The sequence below is a fragment of the Flavobacterium sp. SORGH_AS_0622 genome (genome assembly GCF_030818825.1).
Taxonomy (GTDB): Bacteria; Bacteroidota; Bacteroidia; order Flavobacteriales; family Flavobacteriaceae; genus Flavobacterium.
On the sequence record NZ_JAUTAX010000001.1, the window covers coordinates 844,513 to 865,411 of the forward strand.

Here is a 20,899-nt window from a genome sequence, read left to right on the forward strand (position 1 = left end):
GATTTATAATTTGTTGTGATTTAGTCAAAAACGAAATCTGAAATTTTAAATCTGAAATCTAAAATTCAAAAAAATGAATAACATTGTTGCGATAGTAGGAAGACCTAATGTAGGGAAATCGACCCTTTTTAATAGGCTGATACAAAGAAGAGAAGCTATTGTAGATTCAGTATCTGGGGTTACCCGTGATAGAAACTATGGTAAAAGCGAGTGGAACGGAAAAGAGTTTTCTGTCATTGATACAGGTGGATACGTTCGCGGATCTGATGACGTATTTGAAGGTGAAATCCGTAAACAAGTAGAACTTGCTATCGACGAAGCAGATGTTATTATTTTTGTGGTTGATGTTGAAGAAGGTATTACACCAATGGATGAAACGGTTGCTAAATTGTTGCGTAAAGTAACAAAACCAGTTTTATTGGCTGTAAATAAGGTTGATAACGCAATGCGTGAAAAAGATGCAGTTGAGTTCTATAACCTAGGTCTGGGTGAATATTTTACTTTCGCTAGTATTTCTGGAAGCGGAACAGGAGATTTATTAGACGCATTAATTGATGCTTTCCCAGAAAAGCCAGAGCCGGCTCAAGAAGAAGTGGTTTTACCACGTTTTGCTGTTGTAGGTCGTCCGAATGCAGGTAAATCAAGTTTTATCAATGCATTAATTGGTAAAGAACGTTTCATGGTAACAGATATTGCAGGTACAACTCGTGATGCAATTGATACCAAATTTGACCGTTTTGGTTTTGAGTTTAACTTAGTAGATACTGCGGGAATTCGACGTAAAGCAAAGGTTAAAGAAGATTTAGAGTTTTATTCTGTAATGCGTTCAGTTCGTGCAATTGAGCATGCAGATATTTGTATATTAGTTATTGATGCAACACGCGGATTTGAAGGTCAGGATCAGAGTATTTTCTGGCTTGCAGAGAAAAACCGTAAAGGTGTTGTAATCTTGGTAAACAAATGGGACTTGGTAGAAAAAGATACCATGTCGACTCGTGATTACGAAGAGAAAATCAAAAAAGAATTAATGCCTTTTACAGATGTGCCTATTTTATTCGTTTCTGCTTTAACAAAGCAGCGTTTATTAAAAGCATTGGAAGCTACGGTTCAGGTTTTTGAAAATAGAAAACAAAGAATTCCTACTTCAAAATTCAACGAATTTATGTTGAAAGTTATTGAAGCTTATCCGCCGCCGGCGACAAAAGGAAAATATGTGAAAATTAAATATTGTATGCAATTACCAACTCAAACACCTCAGTTTGTATTTTTTGCTAATATGCCGCAATATGTTAAAGAACCATATAAACGATATTTGGAAAATAAAATTAGAGAGAAATGGGATTTTTCTGGAGTCCCAATCGATATTTATATCAGAGAAAAATAAAAAAAAAGTCCCCAAAAATAGGGGACTTTTTTATGTTTGGTGTCTATATAATTACAAAACTGATTTTTTATTGGCACTATATTTGAATAAATGTGAAAAACACAATTAAACCTTTTGCATTTTTTTAAGTCTTACTGATCTAACTAACCTATTTTTATGACCAAAATTTATTCGTTTCTATTGTTTTTAGCTTTTGTTTACTCGGCAAATGCCCAAAATAATATTGTTGTTAAAGGAACTGTTGTTGATATCAACACGCAATTGCCGCTTGAACTTGCTACCGTTTATTTTACTACCGTAAAAGATTCTACTATTATCGAATATGCTACAACAGATAAAAACGGAAATTTTATTATTAATACTAAAAAGTATGAAAAACCAGTTTTTTTGAAAGTGAATTATACTGGTTATCAAGCATATTACGAAGAACAAAAAGGACTTACAGAAAGTAAAGATTTCGGAAAGTTATACATGCTTGAAAATGCAAATGTCTTAAACGAAGTAGTAATTAAAAGCGAAGCGCCGCCAATTACAATTAAAAAAGATACTTTAGAATTTAACGCAGGCTCTTATAAGGTTCGTCCAGATGCGAATGTAGAAACTTTACTGAAACAATTACCAGGATTTGATGTAGATAATACAGGAAAAATTACGGTAAATGGGCGAGAAGTCACTCAGTTTTTAGTAAACGGAAAAACGTTTTTTGACAAAGACGGAGCCATTGCAATTAAAAACCTTCCAGCTGATATTATTAAAAAAATTCAGGTTTCTGATTTTAAAACCAAGAAAGAAGAACTCGCTAAGCAGGAATCTAGCTCAGACTATTCGACTGTAAATATTACCATTGACGAAAAGAAAAATAAAGGGTATTTTGGAAAAGTACTTGGCGGATATGGATCAGACGAGCGCTATGAAAGTAGTTTGATGATGAACTTTTTTAAGAATAAACAAAAAATCAGCGTTTTAGCTTCCTCAAATAATATCAACTCAACTGGATTTTCTATGGATGAGGTTTTTGATAATATGGGTGGCGGACGTAACGCAAAAGGAGGTAGTCAAGGCGCTGGCGGGGGCGGAAAAGGAATTACGCAATCTACTTTGGCGGGAATTAATTATTCTGATGACTGGACAGACGATTTGGAGTTTATGAGCAGTTATAATTTTACTAATTCCATTACTAAAAATGACAGTAAATCGAATCAAATAAGTTTCCTGCCAACTGGAAATATTGTGACCGAAGCAGATTCTAAAACTAAAAATGAAAATACTGGAAATAATGTCAATTTTGAATTAGAATATAAAATCGATCCAACAATGCAGATCGTTTTTGCTCCAAAATTAAATCAATCGCAATCGACCAGTAATTCATCTTCATCGACTTTTTCTGAAAACGAAAATGGAGATCCTTTGAACGAAAGTAGCGCCACATCGCATACGGAAGGTTCAAATTTGAATTTTGCCAATAGTATTAATTTTAATAAAGTTTTTCAAAAGAAATCACGAAACCTGAGTGTAGTTTTTAATAACAATAACACTAAAAACGATTCAAACGGTATCAACGTTTCTGAAACTATTTTTTACCAAGATGAAAAACCAAATGATGAAAGAAATCAAAATGCAAAGAATACCTCTAAAAGTGATAATTATGCTTTGGATCTAGAATATACAGAGCCGATAACAGATTCGCTTAGAGTACGTTTTGGAACCGATTTTAACTGGCAGAATTCTGTAAATGATCAAAAAACATTCAATTTTGATGAAAATACAGATCAATATTCAGATTTAAATTTATCATTGACGAATTATACCACATCTAAGCAAAATTCAATTACCCCAAAGGTTGGGATCAGCTGGCAGAAAAGTAAATTTAGCTTGAATGTAAATTCAAGAACATCAATAGTTGAATTTGATAATCATTCTTTTTACCTCAATCAAGCAACAGATTTGAATAAAAGATATGCGCTTCCGTATGGGAATGCTCAATTTCGATATAAATTCAATCGTTCAAAGAATTTGACTTTCAAATATGATTATTCAAATGCACTTCCATCTGCAGTCCAATTAATGCCTGTAGCGAATTTAAACAATCCGTTAAATAGTGTAATTGGAAATCCAGACTTAAATCCGATTGAGAAAAACAGTGCAGGAATCGATTTTAAGAATTTTGATTTTAGAACGCGTTCTGGCTACAGTGTTTTTATAAAAGGAGATTATTATAATAACGATGTTGTTTCAACTTCAATTTATGATGAAAGTGGAAAAAGAAATACAACGTACGTGAATATTTCAGGAACTTATTCTGCTTCTATTGGAGGAAACTGGAATCAGCAAATTAAAAAAGATGCTCATACTTTAAGATACGGATTGCGTTTAAGCGGAAATTATAATTTTGATAAAGGATTTACAAATGCACAATTATATAATGCAAAATCTATTGTAGTAACGACAAGTGTTTATGCATCTTACGATTATGGAGATGTACTTTCGATTGCGCCATCTTACAGTTTATCATATAACGAAACTCGATATGAAAATTATTCAAGAGATGCGACATCAAATGTTATTCATAGAATTAATCTGCAGACAACATCTTATTGGCCGGCTAATTTAATTTTTGGAAATGATTTTGGATATACTTATAACTCAAACATTTCAGATGATTTCAAAAAGGATTTCTTTCTTTGGAATACAAGTTTATCGTACGGTTTCTTAGATAAAAAATTATATGCGAAAGTTAAAGTGTATGATGTTTTAAATCAAAATCAAAGTGCTACAAGAACAATTTCTTCAACATCCATTCGTGATGAAGAAAATACAGTTTTAAAACGTTATGTAATGTTTTCTCTGGCCTACAAAATCGGAAACTTCGCCGAAAGTAAAAAAGGAGGAAAAAGACAGAGAGGGTCATGATTTTTCTTGAGGTTCTAAGAGGCTGAGGTTCTGAGGTACTAAGTTTTGAGTTGCTGAGGTTCAGAGGGACAAAGGCTCAAAGTAAAAAACCGAATCAAATTTTTAATTTGATTCGGTTTTTTTAGATCTAAAGTCTACGATTAATTCTATGGTAAACTGTAAACCTAATAATATCACGGTCATAGAAATCGATACCACTGGAGCGTCTTTGAAAATTTTTGAGATATCCTAATTCTAAACCCAGATTAGGCGTGAAATGATACCTTAATGCAATATACAACCGGTTTTGATCAAAGGTGTTCTTTCTATTGTCTTTGCCGTAATTCAGCATTACTTCATCGGAAATAGTTCCTTTTATGCTTCGTTGTTCTTTTTCCCAAATTGTAAAAGTACTTTGCAGGCGATAACGAAATCTGTAAGCAAATGAGAATTCATTTAAAAGCTCATTTTTATCTGTTTTTTGAATAAAGCGTTCCTCTATTTGAAAACGGTTATGGAAGGTGATTTTAGCAATATCATTTATAAAAGTTAAATCTTGCTGTGCGCGATATTCGGGAACAGAATAATCAGGATCAACATTTGGGTTTTGAGTATTCACATTAAAATAGGCAAATCCTCCTCCGAAGTCCATAATCTTATTTGCACGATAACGTGCCTGAGATCTTATAACAAAAAGATTTTCATGAATTGGATTTACAAAACTTCTATTGTCAAATTCAGAATGAATCGCCCATTTTTCGCTTAAAGGAAATATGTTGTAATAACGAATCCAAGTCAGTGTCTGCTGATCTGTTTTCTTTATATTTTGTGCCGATAAAATGGGACTTAAAAAGCCTAAAAGACATATTAATTTGAAAATCTTCATTCAACATATAAATTCAGGCTGCGAATATATACAAACGAAGATTGATTGAAGAAGAATAAAATTTGCTTTAAATAGTAATTTGTGATTTCATCTCGTACAATAAAAAAACCGAGATATATTTTTAAATAGATCTCGGTTTTAATACTAAACTAATTAACTCTAACCTTATAGTGAGTACTTCAATGTAACCCCATAAGTTCTTTGATCACCTAATACTCCAGCATATTGTCCAGCGTTACCACCAGCCGGTAATAATTGCTCGTAGTAATCTTTATTTAAAAGGTTGCGTCCCCAAAAGTGAACAGATAAACCTTGTCCGGCACGGAAACCTAAACGGGCATTGAAAATCGCATATCCTGGAACAACTAAATATTTTGAAGCCGAAGGGCTTGAAGAAAATTCAGAACGAGCGTAAGAATCAACAGCTAGGAAAATTTTTCCAGCATTTCCAAAGAATCTTGCATTATCAGAAAGTTCACCTCCTAAAGATCCTGCCCATCTTGAAGCACCTGGCAAATTAGTGCCAGAAACATCTTTAAAAGATACTGGAGCTCCAGTTTCTTCTAACGGAAGAGGTGCATTTGTAAATTTTACATACGTACCATCTGTATACGTGGCAGCGCCATTAATAGTTAAATGCTGATTTATAACAAAACTAGCATCTAATTCAACACCTTGTACGCGTACTTTGTCAGCATTTGCAAGGTATCCACGATTAACACCTAATTCTGCAGCCTGAACGTTTGTTTGGAAATCTTTAATATCTGTTTTAAAGAAAGCTAAATTGAAAATGGAATTTCTGAAAGGTGAAGTTTTTACTCCAACTTCATAATGATATACTTTTTCAGGTTTAATAACCGCAAGTTCTAATAACGGATTACCTTTAGAATCAGTTGGAAGTCCAGCAACGTTTACGCCTACTGGTTTGTAACTTTTTGCAAAAGTTCCGTACGCATTAATTTTGTCTGAAGCTTTTAAAGTAACTGTTATGTTTCCAGAAAAATCGGTATTGTCAATAGCAGAATCAAATGCCTGATCAGAATATACTTGTTTTTTCAAAGCAAGTAAAGCAGGATCTGTTGTTTGTAAACCTCCATAAGTTGTACGGGCATAATGAGCATCTTTTTTATCAAAGTTATAGCGTAAACCTGGTAAGACATGAAGAAAATCAGTAATAGCCCAGTCAATTTGGCCAAATACAGCTGCACTAGAAGCTCTAATATTTGCATCGGTTTTAATTCCATATCCTTCAAAAAGACCTGGGGTTTTCCATAAAGAACTAGTTGAACTTTGAGCAAATCTCCATTGTGCATTTCCAGATTCCTCAGTACCATCAGTTTGCGAGGTTTGGTCAATAAAGAATACTCCAGCAACACCGCTGATTTTAGAAGTTAACTGTCCTGCGTAACGAACTTCCTGTGTAATTTGAGTTTGTCTTGTAGGATTTTGAGATTTTGCCAAAACTTGTAATCCTGTAAAGTCTCTATCATTTGAAGGGTCCCAGTTCCAAAAACGCCATGCAGTTGTTGAAGTAAGAGTTCCGCCTCCAATTTTTGTATCAATATTTAAAGAGAAACCTCCCATATCTTGATTAGAGCGCCAAGGTGTATCTTGATCAATTTTACGATCAAAAGCATTAAGACTTGGCAATTGGTAATTCAAATCTTTAATAATAGCATCAAATTGGCGGTATGCTGCTCTTTGCGTTGGAGCTACACCTGCAACAACCTGAGCATATCCGTCAGGACGCTGTGTTGTAATATCGGCAGCAAATATAACATTCGTATTTACTGTTGGAGTCCAAAGTAATTGACCTCTAATTCCTTGATTGTTTAAAGTATTTGTAGGTCTTCCAGTTACAATGTTATCAACTAGACCATCTCGCTGCGTACCAGAAAAAGATATTCTACCTGCGACTTTTTTACCCAAAGCTCCAGTAAGAGAAGCTTTCGCCTGTAAGAAATTGTAATTTCCGTAACTCACTTCAAAGTCAGCGCCAGAAGTAAAACTTGGTTTACGAGTTGTAATATTGAAAGCCCCCGAAGTTGTGTTTTTTCCAAATAATGAACCTTGTGGTCCGCGTAAAACTTCAATTTGTTCCACATCGATAAAATCAAGTGTTGTAGCGGCCGGACGTGCATAATAAACACCATCAACATAGAAACCAACACCTGGATCGATACCATCATTTGTCAATCCGAATGGAGAACCTAAACTTCTAATGTTGATACCCGTATTTCTCGGGTTTGAAGAGTAAAGCTGAACAGAAGGAACCAATTCTTTAATACGGTTCACGTTGAATGCTCCAGTTTGTTCTGCTTGTTTTCCTGTAATTACAGAAATCGCAATTGGCACATCTTGAACTTTTTCGATACGACGTCTTGAAGAAACTACAACTTCAACAAGTTCGTTTTCTTCTTTAAGAGCAACCTGAATTGGATTTGCTGGAACGGCACTTAATTCAATTTCAGTTGTTTTATATCCAACATATTGAATCAAAAGAGTCAATGGTAATCTGCCTTGTGAGTCAATGATAAATTTACCGCTGTTGTCTGTTATAGCGCTATGAGTAGTTCCTTTAATTACCACGTTTACCGCTTCTAAAGGAATGTTTTCACTTGTTGTAACTACACCTTCAATGTTTTGTGCAAATGAAATAGAGAAGGTTAAAAATAATAATAATGTAAAGATATTTTTTATAGATGTTTTCATTTTTATATTAAGTATATGTGATTAGTAGAATTTAAAATAAATTTTTTTTAAATCAACACATACACATTATAAATGAATTGCTCTCAGTAGAGGCTGAAAGTCTTTTTGGTTTGTTTTGCAAAAGTTTTGTTACACCTGATTGACTAGAATGTACTTTCATGAGTTAAAATTTAGTAAATGATTAGTTAATTATTTTCTGCAAATATAAATATTAATTCTATCGATTTACTAGGAATTAAAAAATATTTTTTTATTTATTTACCAATGAAGCGATTGTGATCCCTTCCATAGCCTTTAAAGTTTTGTCTCTAATTAGCATTAAACCGTGACGCAGACTGCATTCAGACTCGGTTTTACAATCAGAACAAGGCTCGTAAAAATTTAAAGAAGCACATGGCAAAAGTGCAATTGCACCGTCAAATAATCGGTGAATTTCTGCCAGAGTGATGTCATTTTTTGATTTTATTAGATAATATCCGCCAAATTTTCCCTGCTTACTGCTCACAAAACGTCCTCGTTTTAAATCTAATAAAATTTGTTCTAAAAACTTTTTAGGAATATTGGCGCCATCAGCAATTTCTACAGTTCTAGAAATGTGATTTTCGTCTTGTTCTGCTAAATAAAGTAATGCTTTAAGGGCGTATTTTGCTTTATGTGATAACATCTATATTAAATTGTAAATTGTAAAAATAAGATTTTTTAACCTTGAAACCTAAACTTGATCCCGAGACTTCGGGAGAAACCAAAAAAACTTGAAAAAAAGTAAGTTTACCAGCCACCGCTAGAACCACCGCCAGAGAAACCTCCACCGCCAAATCCGCCGCCGAAACCTCCGCCTCCGCCGCCAAAACCACCACCAGATGATCCGCCGCCGAAGCCTCCAAATCCTCCGCCGCCGCTTCTTCCAAGATTGCTTAGAATAATTACGTCAAGCAGGCTAGGACCTCCACCGCCATTATTGCCAGAATTACCTCCGCCGCCTTTTTTATTGCGGGCAAGTAAAATTAGTACAATTACGACGATAACAATAAAAGGGAAAATTGGAAAATCTTTGCCTTTGGTTTGTTTGCGTTCGCCTTTAAATTTTCCTTTAAAAACATCAATAATCGCGTCGGTACCTTTATCAAGACCATTGTAAAAGCTTCCAGCCTTAAATTCTGGTATAATGATATTTCGAATTATCGTTCCGCCAATTCCAGCTGTTAAACGATCTTCAAGTCCGTATCCTGGATTAATAGCTATCTTTTTTTCATTTTTAGCTAATAGAATTACAACACCATTATCGTCCTGCTTTGTTTCTCCAATTCCCCAAGTTTGTCCCCATTTTGTTGCCAGCTGACTTACATCTTCGCCTTTTAAGCTTTCAATGGTAATCACTACAATCTGTGTTGTCGTAGAATCAGAATAGCGAATAAGTTTTTCTTCTAACTGCGCTTTTTCAGTAGAACTTAAAACATTGGCATAATCGTAAACAGAAGTTTGAAAACTAGGTTTTTCTGGAATTTCAAATTGTGCAAAAATGATATTACAGGTTAAAAACGATATAAACAAAAGAGTAAACTGAAAAATTCTATTGGAATTTGAGATTTTATTTTTGGAATTTTTCATCATTTATCCTTTTGAGATTTCGTTAGATAATTCGTTTGTGTCATCTTCCAAAGATGGAAAATATTTTTTGAGTTGTTCTCCGGCATTTAAAATACCATCGACAATTCCCTGCTTAAAATTTCCAGATTTAAAATGGCTGGTCATAACATCTTTGGTGCAATCCCAAAAATCATCAGCAACTACATCATTAATTCCTTTGTCGCCGCAGATTACGAAGTTTTTATCTTCAACTGCAAGATAGAGTAGAACGCCATTTTTCAATTTCGTTTCATCCATTCGCAATTCATGAAAAACTTCTAAAGCTCTGTCAAAATGAGCTTTAGAAGTTGTTTTTTCTATATGTACCCTAATTTCGCCAGAAGTATTGTTTTCTGCCATACGAATAGCTTCAACAATCTCTTGTTCTTCTTCTTTGGTTAAAAAATCTTCTACTTTTGACATGACTAATTTTAGAGTTTAGTCCCGATCCCGAAACCTCGGGACGGGATAGATTTTATATTATTCTAATCTTTTAGAATTTTACTTCAACAGGTTTGTCTGCTCCCGTAGAAGCTTCGAAATAAGGTTTTTCTTTGTATTCGCTCAAGAACCAGTTGTTTGGAATTTTTAAAACATAACCGTTGTAAACTTGTACAGCTTCATTAAAACGAGTTCTAGCAGTTAAAATCTGGTTCTCAGTACTTGCTAATTCGTCTTGTAATTTTAAGAAATTTTCGTTTGCTTTTAAAGTTGGATATTGCTCAACAGAAACCAATAATCTTGATAATGATGAACTTACACCGCTTTGAGCTTGATTAAATTCTTTTAATTGCTCAGCAGTTACATTACTTGGATCAATTGTTACTGAAGTAGCTTTTGCACGAGCTTCGATTACTGCTGTTAAAGTTCCTTTTTCAAAATCAGCGGCACCTTTTACAGTGTTTACTAAGTTCCCGATAAGATCATTACGTCTTTGGTAAGCCGTTTGAACATTTCCCCATTCTTTATTTACGGCTTGACTGTGTTGTAAAGCAGTATTTTTAATACCAATCGACCAAAATGCGATAATAGCAATAAGTGCTACAATAATTCCTACAGGGATTAACCACTTTTTCATGTTTGTTTTGATTTATGTTTATATCTATTTTTAATTACAATTCGTTTTTGATGTCGTTCAATTGTGTTTTTATGGACTCTAATTTACGTATTATTTCGAATTTATCTAATGTTTTCTTCTGTCCCTCTTTTAAATGTATTTTGGCGCCCTCAAGAGTAAAACCTCTTTCTTTGACCAAGTGGTAAATTAACTGAAGATTTGTAACATCGTCTGGAGTGAACATTCTGTTTCCTTTTGCATTTTTTTTAGGTTTCAGGATATCAAATTCACTGTCCCAAAATCGTATCAAAGAAGCATTGACATTAAAAGCCTTGGCAACTTCGCCAATACTATAATATCTTTTATCTTTAGAAAGTTCAATATGCATGATTCGTTTTTTTCTATTTTATTCCAAAAATACTATTTTTTCGTGATATTAATCTAATGATTGATTTTCTTGGTTTGCCATTTGCGAAATTGCTACATATTCTGCTGCAGAAATATTTCCGTAGTAAAAATTTAATGGATTTACCACTTTTCCATCTTTATGAACCTCGTAATGACAATGAGGCCCTTCAGATCTTCCTGTGCTTCCAACATAACCAATTACATCTCCGCGTTTGACATGTTGTCCGGGTCTGCAGTTGTATTTGCTTAAATGCGCGTATAAACTCTCATATCCAAAACCGTGCCTGATCACAACATGGTTCCCAAAGCCTGACGCTGTGTTGTCAGCTCTTGCTACAACGCCATCACCAGTGGCATAAACAGGTGCTCCAGTGTTGGCAGTAAAATCCATTCCGTTGTGCATTTTTCGTACTTTCGTGAAAGGATCAATTCTATATCCAAAACCAGAAGCAACACGTTTTAAATTTTCATTTTGAACCGGCTGAATCGCTGGAATCGCTAATAATAAATTTTCTTTTGCGCCCGCTAATTTCAATATTTCATCTAATGATTGAGATTGAATTGCCAATTGTTTAGAAAGTTTATCTACTCTTTTTGTGGTGTTTGTAACCAACTGCGAATTATTATAACCTTCTAAAGCTTTATATCTTTCAGGATTTCTAAAACCTGCTTTTCTAATAGAATCCGGAATTTCAGCTTTATTAAAATAAACCCTGTAAATATTATTGTCTCGTTCTTCCAAGGCATCTGCGGCTTCATCAATTTCGTCCAGTTTTTTATTCAAAATCGAATACTGTAATTTTAAATTTTCAATTTCGCGTGCCTGTAAACGATCTTTTGGAGTTTCAAAATAGGGAGTATTAATTAAAAGAACAAAAACTAAAAAGCCAAACAGTGCCGAAGCCAATAAAAACAGTAATGCGTAACCGATTTTAATTCTTTTTCTGGTTTTTATTTTCGTATAAGCCAGATTTTCTGAGTCGTAATAATATTTTACTTTCGCCATATTTTAAAATACGCTATTTTTGCAGCTCGTAAAATAAGTTAGACGAACAAAACAGATAAATGTTTCAGTTGTTGACCGCTTTTTTACAAGAACAAAATAATTTATAATTTGGGGGAATTACATAATTATATAATGCGCAAAATAGGGAATTTATTGTTGTAAAACATAAGTTTTTAGTTTTCGATTTTAAAATTAATGCATTATCAAATTGACAAATTCTCTAATTATCACATTATCAATTGACACATTTGTAAACAGATACATTTTCTAATTTAAATATGAAATCACAAGACGTACGTAAACAATTTTTAGACTTTTTTAAAAGCAATGGACACTTAATCGTTCCATCGGCTCCTATCGTTCTTAAAGATGATCCAACCTTAATGTTCAATAACTCGGGAATGGCCCAGTTTAAAGAATTTTTCTTAGGGAACGGAACTCCAAAAAGTAAAAGAATAGCCGATACGCAAAAATGTCTTCGTGTGTCAGGAAAACATAATGATTTGGAAGATGTAGGTTTTGATACATATCACCATACTATGTTTGAGATGCTTGGAAACTGGTCTTTTGGAGATTATTTCAAAAAAGAAGCAATCAATTGGGCATGGCAGCTTTTGACAGAAGTGTATAAAATTCCAAAAGAAAATTTATATGTTTCTGTTTTTGAAGGAAGCAAAGAAGATAATGTTCCTTTTGATCAAGAAGCTTGGGATATTTGGAAAACATTAATTGACGAGGATAGAATTATCCTTGGAAATAAAAAAGATAATTTCTGGGAAATGGGAGATCAAGGACCATGCGGACCTTGTTCTGAAATTCACGTTGATTTACGTCCAGAATCTGAAAAAGCTTTGGTATCAGGAAAAAGTTTAGTTAATAATGATCACCCGCAAGTAGTTGAAATCTGGAATAACGTATTCATGGAATTCAACCGTAAAGCTGACGGATCTCTTGAAAAACTTCCTGCACAACACGTTGATACGGGAATGGGATTTGAGCGTTTGTGTATGGCATTACAAGGAAAAACATCCAATTATGATACGGATGTTTTTACACCTCTTATAGAAAAAGTAGAACAGATTACAGGTTTAAAATATACATCTGACGAGGTAAAAGATATCTCGGAAGAACAAAATAAAACAAACATTGCGATTCGTGTAGTTGTAGATCACGTACGTGCGGTTGCTTTTGCAATTGCTGACGGACAATTGCCATCAAACACAGGAGCAGGTTATGTAATCCGTAGAATTTTGCGTCGTGCTATTCGTTACGGATTTACATTTTTAGGTACAAAAGAGCCTTTTATCAATAAATTGGTAGAAGTTCTGGCAAACCAAATGGGAGAATTTTTCCCAGAAATCAAATCACAGCAGCAATTGGTTACGAATGTAATTCGTGAAGAAGAAGCTTCTTTCTTAAGAACTTTAGATCAGGGGTTACAATTATTAGAAAATGTGGTAGCAGAAACTACAGGAAAAGAAGTTTCTGGTGGTAAGGTTTTTGAATTGTATGATACGTTTGGTTTTCCAAAAGATTTGACAGCTTTAATTCTAAAAGAAAAAGGATTCTCATATAAAGAAGAAGAATTTGAAGTAGAATTACAAAAACAAAAAACACGTTCTCGTGCGGCTTCTGAGGTTTCTACAGAAGACTGGAAAGTTTTAATTCCTGGAAATGTAGAAACATTTGTGGGTTATGATAAAACAGAAAACGAAGTAAAAATTACAAGAATTCGTAAAGTTGATTCTAAAAAAGATGGTGTTTTGTACCAAATTGTTTTAGACAATACGCCATTTTATCCAGAAGGAGGAGGGCAGGTTGGTGATAAAGGAACTTTGATTTCTGCAAATGAAACGATTGAAATCATCGATACTAAAAAAGAAAATAATTTGATTTTGCATTTTGCAAAACAGCTTCCAGAAAATGTAGAAGCAGGTTTTGTGGCAAAAGTAAATACTGATTTAAGAACATCAACTTCAAAAAATCACTCGGCTACGCATTTAATGCATTTAGCTTTGAGAAGTATTTTAGGAACACATGTAGAGCAAAAAGGATCGTTGGTAAATCCAAATTATTTGCGTTTTGACTTTTCTCATTTCAGTAAAGTTTCTGATGAAGAATTACGTCAGGTTGAAGCAAGTGTAAATGCGCAAATTGAAGCACAATTGCAATTGGTAGAACACAGAAACATTCCGATTCAAGAAGCATTGGATAAAGGTGCAATGGCTTTATTTGGAGAGAAATACGGCGACAATGTTCGTATGATTGAATTTGGTGAAAGTAAAGAACTTTGCGGTGGAATTCACGTGAAAAACACTGCTGAAATCTGGCATTTCAAAATCATTTCTGAAGGTGCTGTTGCAGCTGGAATTCGTCGTATTGAAGCAATTACAGGTGATGCAGTAAAAGACTTCTATCAAAATCAGGAAAATACATTATCTGAAATAAAAGAAACATTAAAAAATCCACAGGATATTTTAAAGTCAGTTTCTTCTTTACAAGATGATAATGCGAAATTGAAAAAACAAGTTGAGCAGTTATTAAAAGAAAAAGTAGGAGCATTAAAATCTGAATTAGAGAAAGATTTCCAAGAAGTTAACGGTATAAATTTCCTAGCTAAACAAGTAGATTTGAGCATGGCTTCTACAAAAGATTTAGCTTCAGCATTGGGAAGTTCAAAACCAGATTCATTCGTATTTTTAGCTTCTGTAGAAGATGGATTGCCAAATATTCATTGCTATATTTCTAAAGAATTGGTTGCAAGCAAAAGCTTAAATGCAAACGCAGTAATCAAAGAATTAGGTAAATATATTGAAGGAAACGGAGGAGGACAGCCTTTCTTCGCATCTGGAAAAGGTAAAAATGCAAATGGAATTGCAGAGGCTTTGGCTAAGGCAAGTGAGTTTGTTAAATAAAGGTGCTATCCCTAAGCCTCGGGACTAAGTTACTAAAGTTCTGAGATTTTGGAATTATAGATAAGTAAACCCGACAGATTTTTAAAATCTGTCGGGTTTTTTAGTTTTCATATTTATAAGAAATGTCTTAAAATGTTATTCGGATAACTTTTTGGGGAGTTTAAATAAAGCAAAAACGTTTTCTTTTGCATGAATTTAAAACCAAAATATAATGAAAAAGAATTTATTTTATTTTTTAGCAGCTTCTTTTGTGGTGTTTGCTTCATGTTCTAAGGATGATGATTCAATATCAGAAGAAAAATTACTTTTACCCAAAAAGGAAATATATACTAATGCTTCTTATCCCCAAGAAAACAGCACTGTTAGTTATGTTTATGACGGAAACAAAATAGTAAGCCTTACATACGATAATGGTGATAAAACAAACTTTAAGTATACAGGTAATTTTATTACAAGTGCTGTGTATACAGAAAGTTATGGTGGTAGAACCTATTCCACCACAACTACTTTTACATATGAGAATAATAGACTAAAATCTTACCTAGAGGTTTATTCAGATAGTTCATCAAGTAGAAAAAAAATATATACTTATAATGAAAATGGAACAATTTCTACTAAAACAGTTTTAATTAATCCAGAAACCCAAGAAGAGAGTAATTATGAGAATAGTTTGTTTACCTTAGATTCTAAAGGGAATATTGTTAAAGCTGAATTTAATGGTTACACTAATACAATCGAGTATGATACTAAAAATAGTCCATTTAAAAATGTTTTAGGATATAGCTTACTACTAGACTCAGATATTTTTGATAAAGAAATTAACTCATCTAATAATGTTTTAAAAGTAATAGAAAAAACTGGAGAAGTTGTTGAGGGCACAACTATTTTTGTTAATACATATAATTCTGATAACTATTTAATTAAATCAGCAAACGGAGGTGAGTCATTTGAATATACTTACTAACACCAAGAAAAAAATCATATTATTTTAAAAAAACCGTTACAAATTTGTAACGGTTTTTTCTATTATTTACGCTCTCCAATCTGCTGGCGCCACATAGCATAATACAATCCTTTTTCAACAATTAAATCATCATGTTTACCTTGCTCGATGATTTTACCTTGTTCCAAAACAAAAATCCTATCAGCATGCATTACAGTAGATAAACGGTGTGCGATTAAAACAGTAATTCTATTTTTGTCAGATATATTTCTGATTGTGGCGTTAATTTCTTCTTCAGTAATAGAATCCAAGGCAGAAGTTGCTTCGTCAAAAATTAATAAATTTGGATTTCTAAGAATAGCTCTGGCAATAGATAAACGTTGTTTTTCTCCACCCGAAACTTTGATGCCGCCTTCTCCAATTGTCGTGTTTAAACCATCTTCGGCACGTCTCAAAAGTTTGTCACAGCTTGCTCTTTTTAGTGCATCATATAAATCTTCATCGGTTGCGTTTGGCTTAACAAATAATAAATTCTCGCGAATTGTTCCAGAGAATAATTGGGCATCTTGAGTTACAAAACCTAACTGTTTTCTTAGATCGAGTAAATCAATATCGGTTGAATCAATATCGTTATACAAAATTTGACCTTCAGCAGGTGTATATAATCCAACTAATAATTTTACCAAAGTTGTTTTTCCGGAACCAGACGGACCCACAAATGCTACAGTTTGCCCTTGTTTGATTTCAAAATTGATATTTTCAACCGCTTTAAATTTGGCCGTTTTATGCTGAAAGCTTACATTCGAAAATAATAAGGATTGAATTGCACCAACATGTTTTGGAGTTTTTGGACGGAATTCTTTTGGAGCGCTTAATAAGACTTTGAAATTTTCCATTGAAACTTTGGTTTCGTTCAATGCAATAATGAAGTTTCCAAGTTCTTGAAGCGGACCGAAAATGAAGAAAGTAAAAAATACCATTGTTAGTAAATCACCAACAATAATTTTTCCTCCAAATAAGAAATAATACAAAGTAAAAACAACACAAGTTCTTAAAAAGTGAACTGTTGTTCCTTGAATGAAACTCAAACTTCTAATAAATCGAATTTTCTCCAATTCTAACTGTAGAATTTTAAAAGTGTTTAAGTTTAGACGTTTCTCTTCTTGATAAGTCAAACCAAGACTTTTTACCAATTCAATGTTTCTTAAACTTTCAGTTGTTGATCCTGCTAAAGCGTTCGTTTGATTAACGATTTTTTTAGAAACAATTTTAATTTTTTTACCTAAATAAGAACTTACCAAAGCAATAATTGGAGCTGTAATTAAAAAGATAATAGAAATTCTAAAGTCAATTCGAGCAACATAAACGATTACGAATATGAATCCTATTATAGTCTGAAAGATCAATGAAATAGAAAGAGTAATCAATTTTTCAGAATCAGAACGTACTTTGGTTAATTTACTCAAAGTTTCACCGCTTCGCTGATCTTCAAATTCAGCATAAGGCAGATCTAAAGATTTTTTAATTCCGTCTGTATACATTTGAGCTCCAGTTCTCTGGATCACGACATTAGTAAAGTAATCCTGAAAATTTTTGGTAATTCTGGAAATCATAGCGGCTCCAAGCGAAAGACCAAGCCAGAAAGATAAAGATTTGATGAAACCGGTTGGATTTCCTGCGTATTTGTGTAAACCAACTCCGCAGTCCTGCATTAGTTTTCCTGTAATTATTGAGTCTGATAAACTGAAACAAATGTTGATAGAAGCCATGATCAAAGCAAAAAATAAAAGCATTTTATGTTTGATGATGTAAGTATATAATAATTTCATATAAGATTTTAAAAAGTGGAAGATGCAAAAATAAGGAATTGTTTGGGGATGTATAGTTGATTTCTGTTATTAAAAATGTAAATTTTTTTTAAACCCCATTTTTAGCCTCTATGTTTAAAAATACAGGAAAAAAGCTAAGTATTTACACCTTTTTTTCTTTATGATTAAATTTTTATTTTTAAGTTGATTATTCTTAGATCGCTTGCTATTAGTGTATTAAATAATGTTTGAATTATATTATTTATCTGAATGCGGAATCCCGTAAGGTTTTAGTTTTATGTTGTATTACGTTTGCACCAATAACAAATTTAATCAAAAAAACTATGAAAAAATTTTTACTTCTTTTTGGAGCTTTGACCCTATCATTAACTTCTTGTTCAAGCGATGATTCACCTTCTGGTTCTTCTGATTCAGTTTTGCTAAAAAAAGTAATTCTGACAAGCCAAGATGGAGAAAGTAAAAGCACAGTAAATTATACATACAATGGTAACAAAATTGTGAGTATTGTTGATGAGACTGGCTCTATGAATTACACTTACACGGGTGATTTAATTACTAAAATTGAATTTAAACTTTCTGATGGTTCTATCGAACAAGTTAATACATTTACTTATAATTCTGATAATAAATTAGCAACTTTTGTGAGAGTTGAGCCTGATATGGATTGGGGACATAAAGAAGTTTATACTTATAATGCTGATGGTACAATTTCTGTTCAGTCTTATGGAGGGGATAGTGAAGTCCAAACTAGTGTTGGCGGAACATCAACAATTAAGTTTGTAAATGGTGAAGTTGCTGAAATTATTTCAATTACAGGAAATCAACCTGATAGAAAATACACCTATGATGATAAAAATAATCCAGCTAAAAATATTTTAGGCTTCAATAAAATTGCATTTGTGGATGGTGAAGGAACTGGTATTGCACATAATGAAGTTTCTGAAACTACGGATGGCGTAATTACAGGTACTTATACTTACACTTACAATACTTCAGGCTACCCTGAAAAGAGTAATGATAAGATTGATGGAATTTCTTATTCAACTCAATATTTCTACTAATTAGAGATAATCAATTTAGCTTATAAGCCAGAAGTAGTAACTTCTGGCTTTTTAATTTTTGGAATAAACATAAAGGTCAGGAAATAGTAAAAATTTAGTTCTAGATCTTAAAAATATAATCCTAAGTTTAAAATTACAATTTTGTCGTTTTCTGTTATTGATAAAACCTTTAGAGGTATATAATTCATTTGGAGGAATATACTTTTGGTATAATTATTTAACCTTTTAATTTACAAAAATGAAAAAAATTGTATGCCTTTTTAGTGCTTTAGCTTTGACGCTATTAGCTTGTACTCGAGATGAAATTGTTACTCCGAAATCGGAAACTGTAGTTTTGCCTAAAACTATTAAACTTAGTGATCCAAATTATTCTTCTGAAAATTTAACAAATAAAATTGTGTATGATGGAAATAAGATTGTTAGTATTACAAATGAGCGTGGAAAAACAGAATATACTTATAGCGGAAACTTAATAGTAAAACAAGTTATTTCAAATGCTTCAAATACTATTCAAAAGCAAATCTCGTATAGTTATTTAAATGGCAAATTAGCGACGATATCTACTGTAATACCTAATAGTTATTCTTCTGAAGAGGTTTACACAGATAATAATGACGGAACAGTTAAGGTGGAATTTTATAATGTAAATCAAAAAACTGGAGTTAAAACAAAAAGCGAAGGTTTTGAAACACTTACTTTTTCAAATGGAAATTTAGATCAAATCGTTTCGACTTATGGTGATTCTGTTTCTACAAACAGTTATGATTATGATACTAATAGTAATCCTTTTAAAAATGTAGAAGGTTTTAATTTGTTGTATGGACAAGATATATCTTTTCAGCCAAATATCCTTTCGGCAAATAATGTTGTAAAACAAACGACATTCAATGTAACTAATAATATAGCATCTAATTTTATGATATCTACAAATGACTATGATTATGATGCTAAAGGATTTCCAATCAAAAAGATCATATACGACTCCCATGGGACAGTTCTAAAAGTAATTGAATACACTTATTAAATAAGTTTATTTTATAAAAGCCAGAGCAAATTGCATCTGGCTTTTTTATTTCTAAAAAATAATCGAAATTTACACAAAAGAACTTCCATGCAATTCAGAACCCAAATTCCAATTTTAAAAAGTAATTCTCCTATCGATTATAATTCGAAATTACTTTCTATTGGTTCTTGTTTTGCAGAAAATATGGCGGAGAAATTCGATTACTTCAAATTTCAAAATGAAACAAATCCTTTTGGAATTATATTTAATCCTGTTTCAATTGAGAAACTATTTAAAAGAGTTTGCCATCAGGAACTTTTCGGAGAAAAAGATGTTTTCTTTCATAACGAACGCTGGCATAGTTTTGATGTTCATTCTGATTTAAGTAATGCTGATAGACAAGAACTTCTTGAAAGCCTAAATAAAGCGGTTACAGAAACGTACAAACAGCTAAAAGAAGCGACGCACATTATTATAACTTTTGGAACTTCTTGGATTTACAGAAATGTAGAAAGTGAAGAAGTAGCTGCCAATTGTCATAAAGTTCCTCAAAAGCAATTTTCAAAAGAACTATTATCTGTTGATGTAATTCAAAAAAGTATTCAAAGTACAATTGAGTTAATTCATACTGTAAATCCAGAGATAAATTTCATTTTTACGATTTCTCCAGTTCGTCATACAAAAGACGGTTTCGTAGAAAACCAGTTAAGTAAATCACATTTATTTACAGCGCTTCACAACGCTTTAAAAATTGACAATTCACAATTGACAATTCATCATTATTTCCCGTCTTACGAAATAATGATGGATGAACTTCGCGACTATCGTTTTTATTCAGAAGATATGCTTCATCCCAATCAAATTGCGATAGATTATATCTGGAAACTTTTCAGCGAAAATTATATTTCACAAGAGAGTTTTGCGCTGATGCAGGAAGTAGACGAAATTCAGAAAAGCCTGCGCCACAGAAGCTTCAATCCAGAATCTGAACAGCATCAAAAATTCCTTGCAAAATTACAGCAGAAAATAAATGCATTAGGAGATAAACTTCCACATATAAAATTTTAAATCAACTAGCCTTTCATACTATGCAATGAATGGTTATTTAACAGTAAAATTTTAGAATAATTCCTGATAATTGTGTAAATTGTTAAAGTTTAAATTTTACATTTTTGTAAAA

16 protein-coding genes are annotated in these 20,899 nt (G+C 32.7%); 7 read left to right on the forward strand and 9 right to left on the reverse strand.

Translation table 11 applies throughout. The features are described from left to right. Positions 1–73: 73 nt before the first annotated feature. Entirely contained in the window at positions 74–1,384 is a 1,311-nt protein-coding gene (gene der / locus QE431_RS03720; protein WP_307292716.1) for a ribosome biogenesis GTPase Der, read from the forward strand. Between the two features lie 156 nt (positions 1,385–1,540). Next, positions 1,541–4,294: an outer membrane beta-barrel protein gene (locus QE431_RS03725; protein ID WP_307292717.1), complete on the forward strand. Its 2,754-nt coding sequence runs from the start codon at positions 1,541–1,543 to the stop codon at positions 4,292–4,294. Between the two features lie 127 nt (positions 4,295–4,421). Here QE431_RS03725 and QE431_RS03730 read toward each other — a convergent pair whose 3' ends face one another. The 8 genes from QE431_RS03730 to QE431_RS03765 form a co-directional block, all read right to left on the reverse strand. Then, positions 4,422–5,159, reverse strand: a complete 738-nt coding sequence (locus QE431_RS03730) for a DUF2490 domain-containing protein (RefSeq protein ID WP_307292719.1) — start codon at positions 5,157–5,159, stop codon at positions 4,422–4,424. Positions 5,160–5,324: 165 nt separating this feature from the next. Continuing rightward, the gene (locus tag QE431_RS03735) at positions 5,325–7,871 is read right to left on the reverse strand and encodes a TonB-dependent receptor (protein ID WP_134139541.1); all 2,547 of its coding nucleotides are present in this window, start codon (positions 7,869–7,871) and stop codon (positions 5,325–5,327) included. 250 nt (positions 7,872–8,121) lie between these two features. Next, positions 8,122–8,535 carry an Rrf2 family transcriptional regulator gene (locus QE431_RS03740; RefSeq protein ID WP_057117104.1) on the reverse strand — a complete coding sequence of 138 codons (414 nt, stop codon included), beginning with the start codon at positions 8,533–8,535 and terminating at the stop codon, positions 8,122–8,124. Positions 8,536–8,639: 104 nt separating this feature from the next. Next, the gene (locus QE431_RS03745) at positions 8,640–9,479 is read right to left on the reverse strand and encodes a YgcG family protein (RefSeq protein WP_307292723.1); all 840 of its coding nucleotides are present in this window, start codon (positions 9,477–9,479) and stop codon (positions 8,640–8,642) included. Between the two features lie 3 nt (positions 9,480–9,482). Then, positions 9,483–9,920: a TPM domain-containing protein gene (locus QE431_RS03750; RefSeq protein WP_057117103.1), complete on the reverse strand. Its 438-nt coding sequence runs from the start codon at positions 9,918–9,920 to the stop codon at positions 9,483–9,485. Positions 9,921–9,990: 70 nt separating this feature from the next. Beyond that, complete coding sequence (locus tag QE431_RS03755) at positions 9,991–10,575, reverse strand: LemA family protein (RefSeq protein ID WP_057117102.1); 585 nt, start codon at positions 10,573–10,575, stop codon at positions 9,991–9,993. Between the two features lie 34 nt (positions 10,576–10,609). Then, on the reverse strand, positions 10,610–10,942 hold the full coding sequence (locus tag QE431_RS03760) for a MerR family transcriptional regulator (RefSeq protein WP_057117101.1): 333 nt from the start codon (positions 10,940–10,942) through the stop codon (positions 10,610–10,612). A 48-nt stretch (positions 10,943–10,990) separates the two neighbouring features. Continuing rightward, positions 10,991–11,968, reverse strand: coding sequence for a M23 family metallopeptidase (locus tag QE431_RS03765; RefSeq protein ID WP_057117100.1), 978 nt, complete (start codon positions 11,966–11,968; stop codon positions 10,991–10,993). A 278-nt stretch (positions 11,969–12,246) separates the two neighbouring features. On the opposite strand from QE431_RS03765, the gene alaS reads away from it, so the two are divergent. Both alaS and QE431_RS03775 read left to right on the forward strand, forming a co-directional pair. Next, complete coding sequence (gene alaS, locus QE431_RS03770; protein WP_307292726.1) at positions 12,247–14,883, forward strand: alanine--tRNA ligase; 2,637 nt, start codon at positions 12,247–12,249, stop codon at positions 14,881–14,883. Positions 14,884–15,094: 211 nt separating this feature from the next. After that, positions 15,095–15,847 carry a hypothetical protein gene (locus QE431_RS03775; RefSeq protein WP_057117098.1) on the forward strand — a complete coding sequence of 251 codons (753 nt, stop codon included), beginning with the start codon at positions 15,095–15,097 and terminating at the stop codon, positions 15,845–15,847. Positions 15,848–15,909: 62 nt separating this feature from the next. Here QE431_RS03775 and QE431_RS03780 read toward each other — a convergent pair whose 3' ends face one another. Continuing rightward, positions 15,910–17,655 carry an ABC transporter ATP-binding protein gene (locus QE431_RS03780; protein ID WP_057117097.1) on the reverse strand — a complete coding sequence of 582 codons (1,746 nt, stop codon included), beginning with the start codon at positions 17,653–17,655 and terminating at the stop codon, positions 15,910–15,912. Between the two features lie 323 nt (positions 17,656–17,978). Here QE431_RS03780 and QE431_RS03785 point away from each other — a divergent pair, with 323 nt between their 5' ends. The 3 genes from QE431_RS03785 to QE431_RS03795 all read left to right on the forward strand — a co-directional run bounded on the left by QE431_RS03785 (position 17,979) and on the right by QE431_RS03795 (position 20,787). Beyond that, positions 17,979–18,716, forward strand: a complete 738-nt coding sequence (locus tag QE431_RS03785; RefSeq protein WP_057117096.1) for a hypothetical protein — start codon at positions 17,979–17,981, stop codon at positions 18,714–18,716. Positions 18,717–18,954: 238 nt separating this feature from the next. Further along, positions 18,955–19,740 carry a hypothetical protein gene (locus tag QE431_RS03790; protein WP_307292728.1) on the forward strand — a complete coding sequence of 262 codons (786 nt, stop codon included), beginning with the start codon at positions 18,955–18,957 and terminating at the stop codon, positions 19,738–19,740. An 87-nt stretch (positions 19,741–19,827) separates the two neighbouring features. Beyond that, positions 19,828–20,787 (forward strand): GSCFA domain-containing protein, encoded by a 960-nt coding sequence (locus tag QE431_RS03795; RefSeq protein WP_307292730.1) that lies wholly within the window; start codon positions 19,828–19,830, stop codon positions 20,785–20,787. The last annotated feature ends 112 nt before the right edge of the window (positions 20,788–20,899 follow it).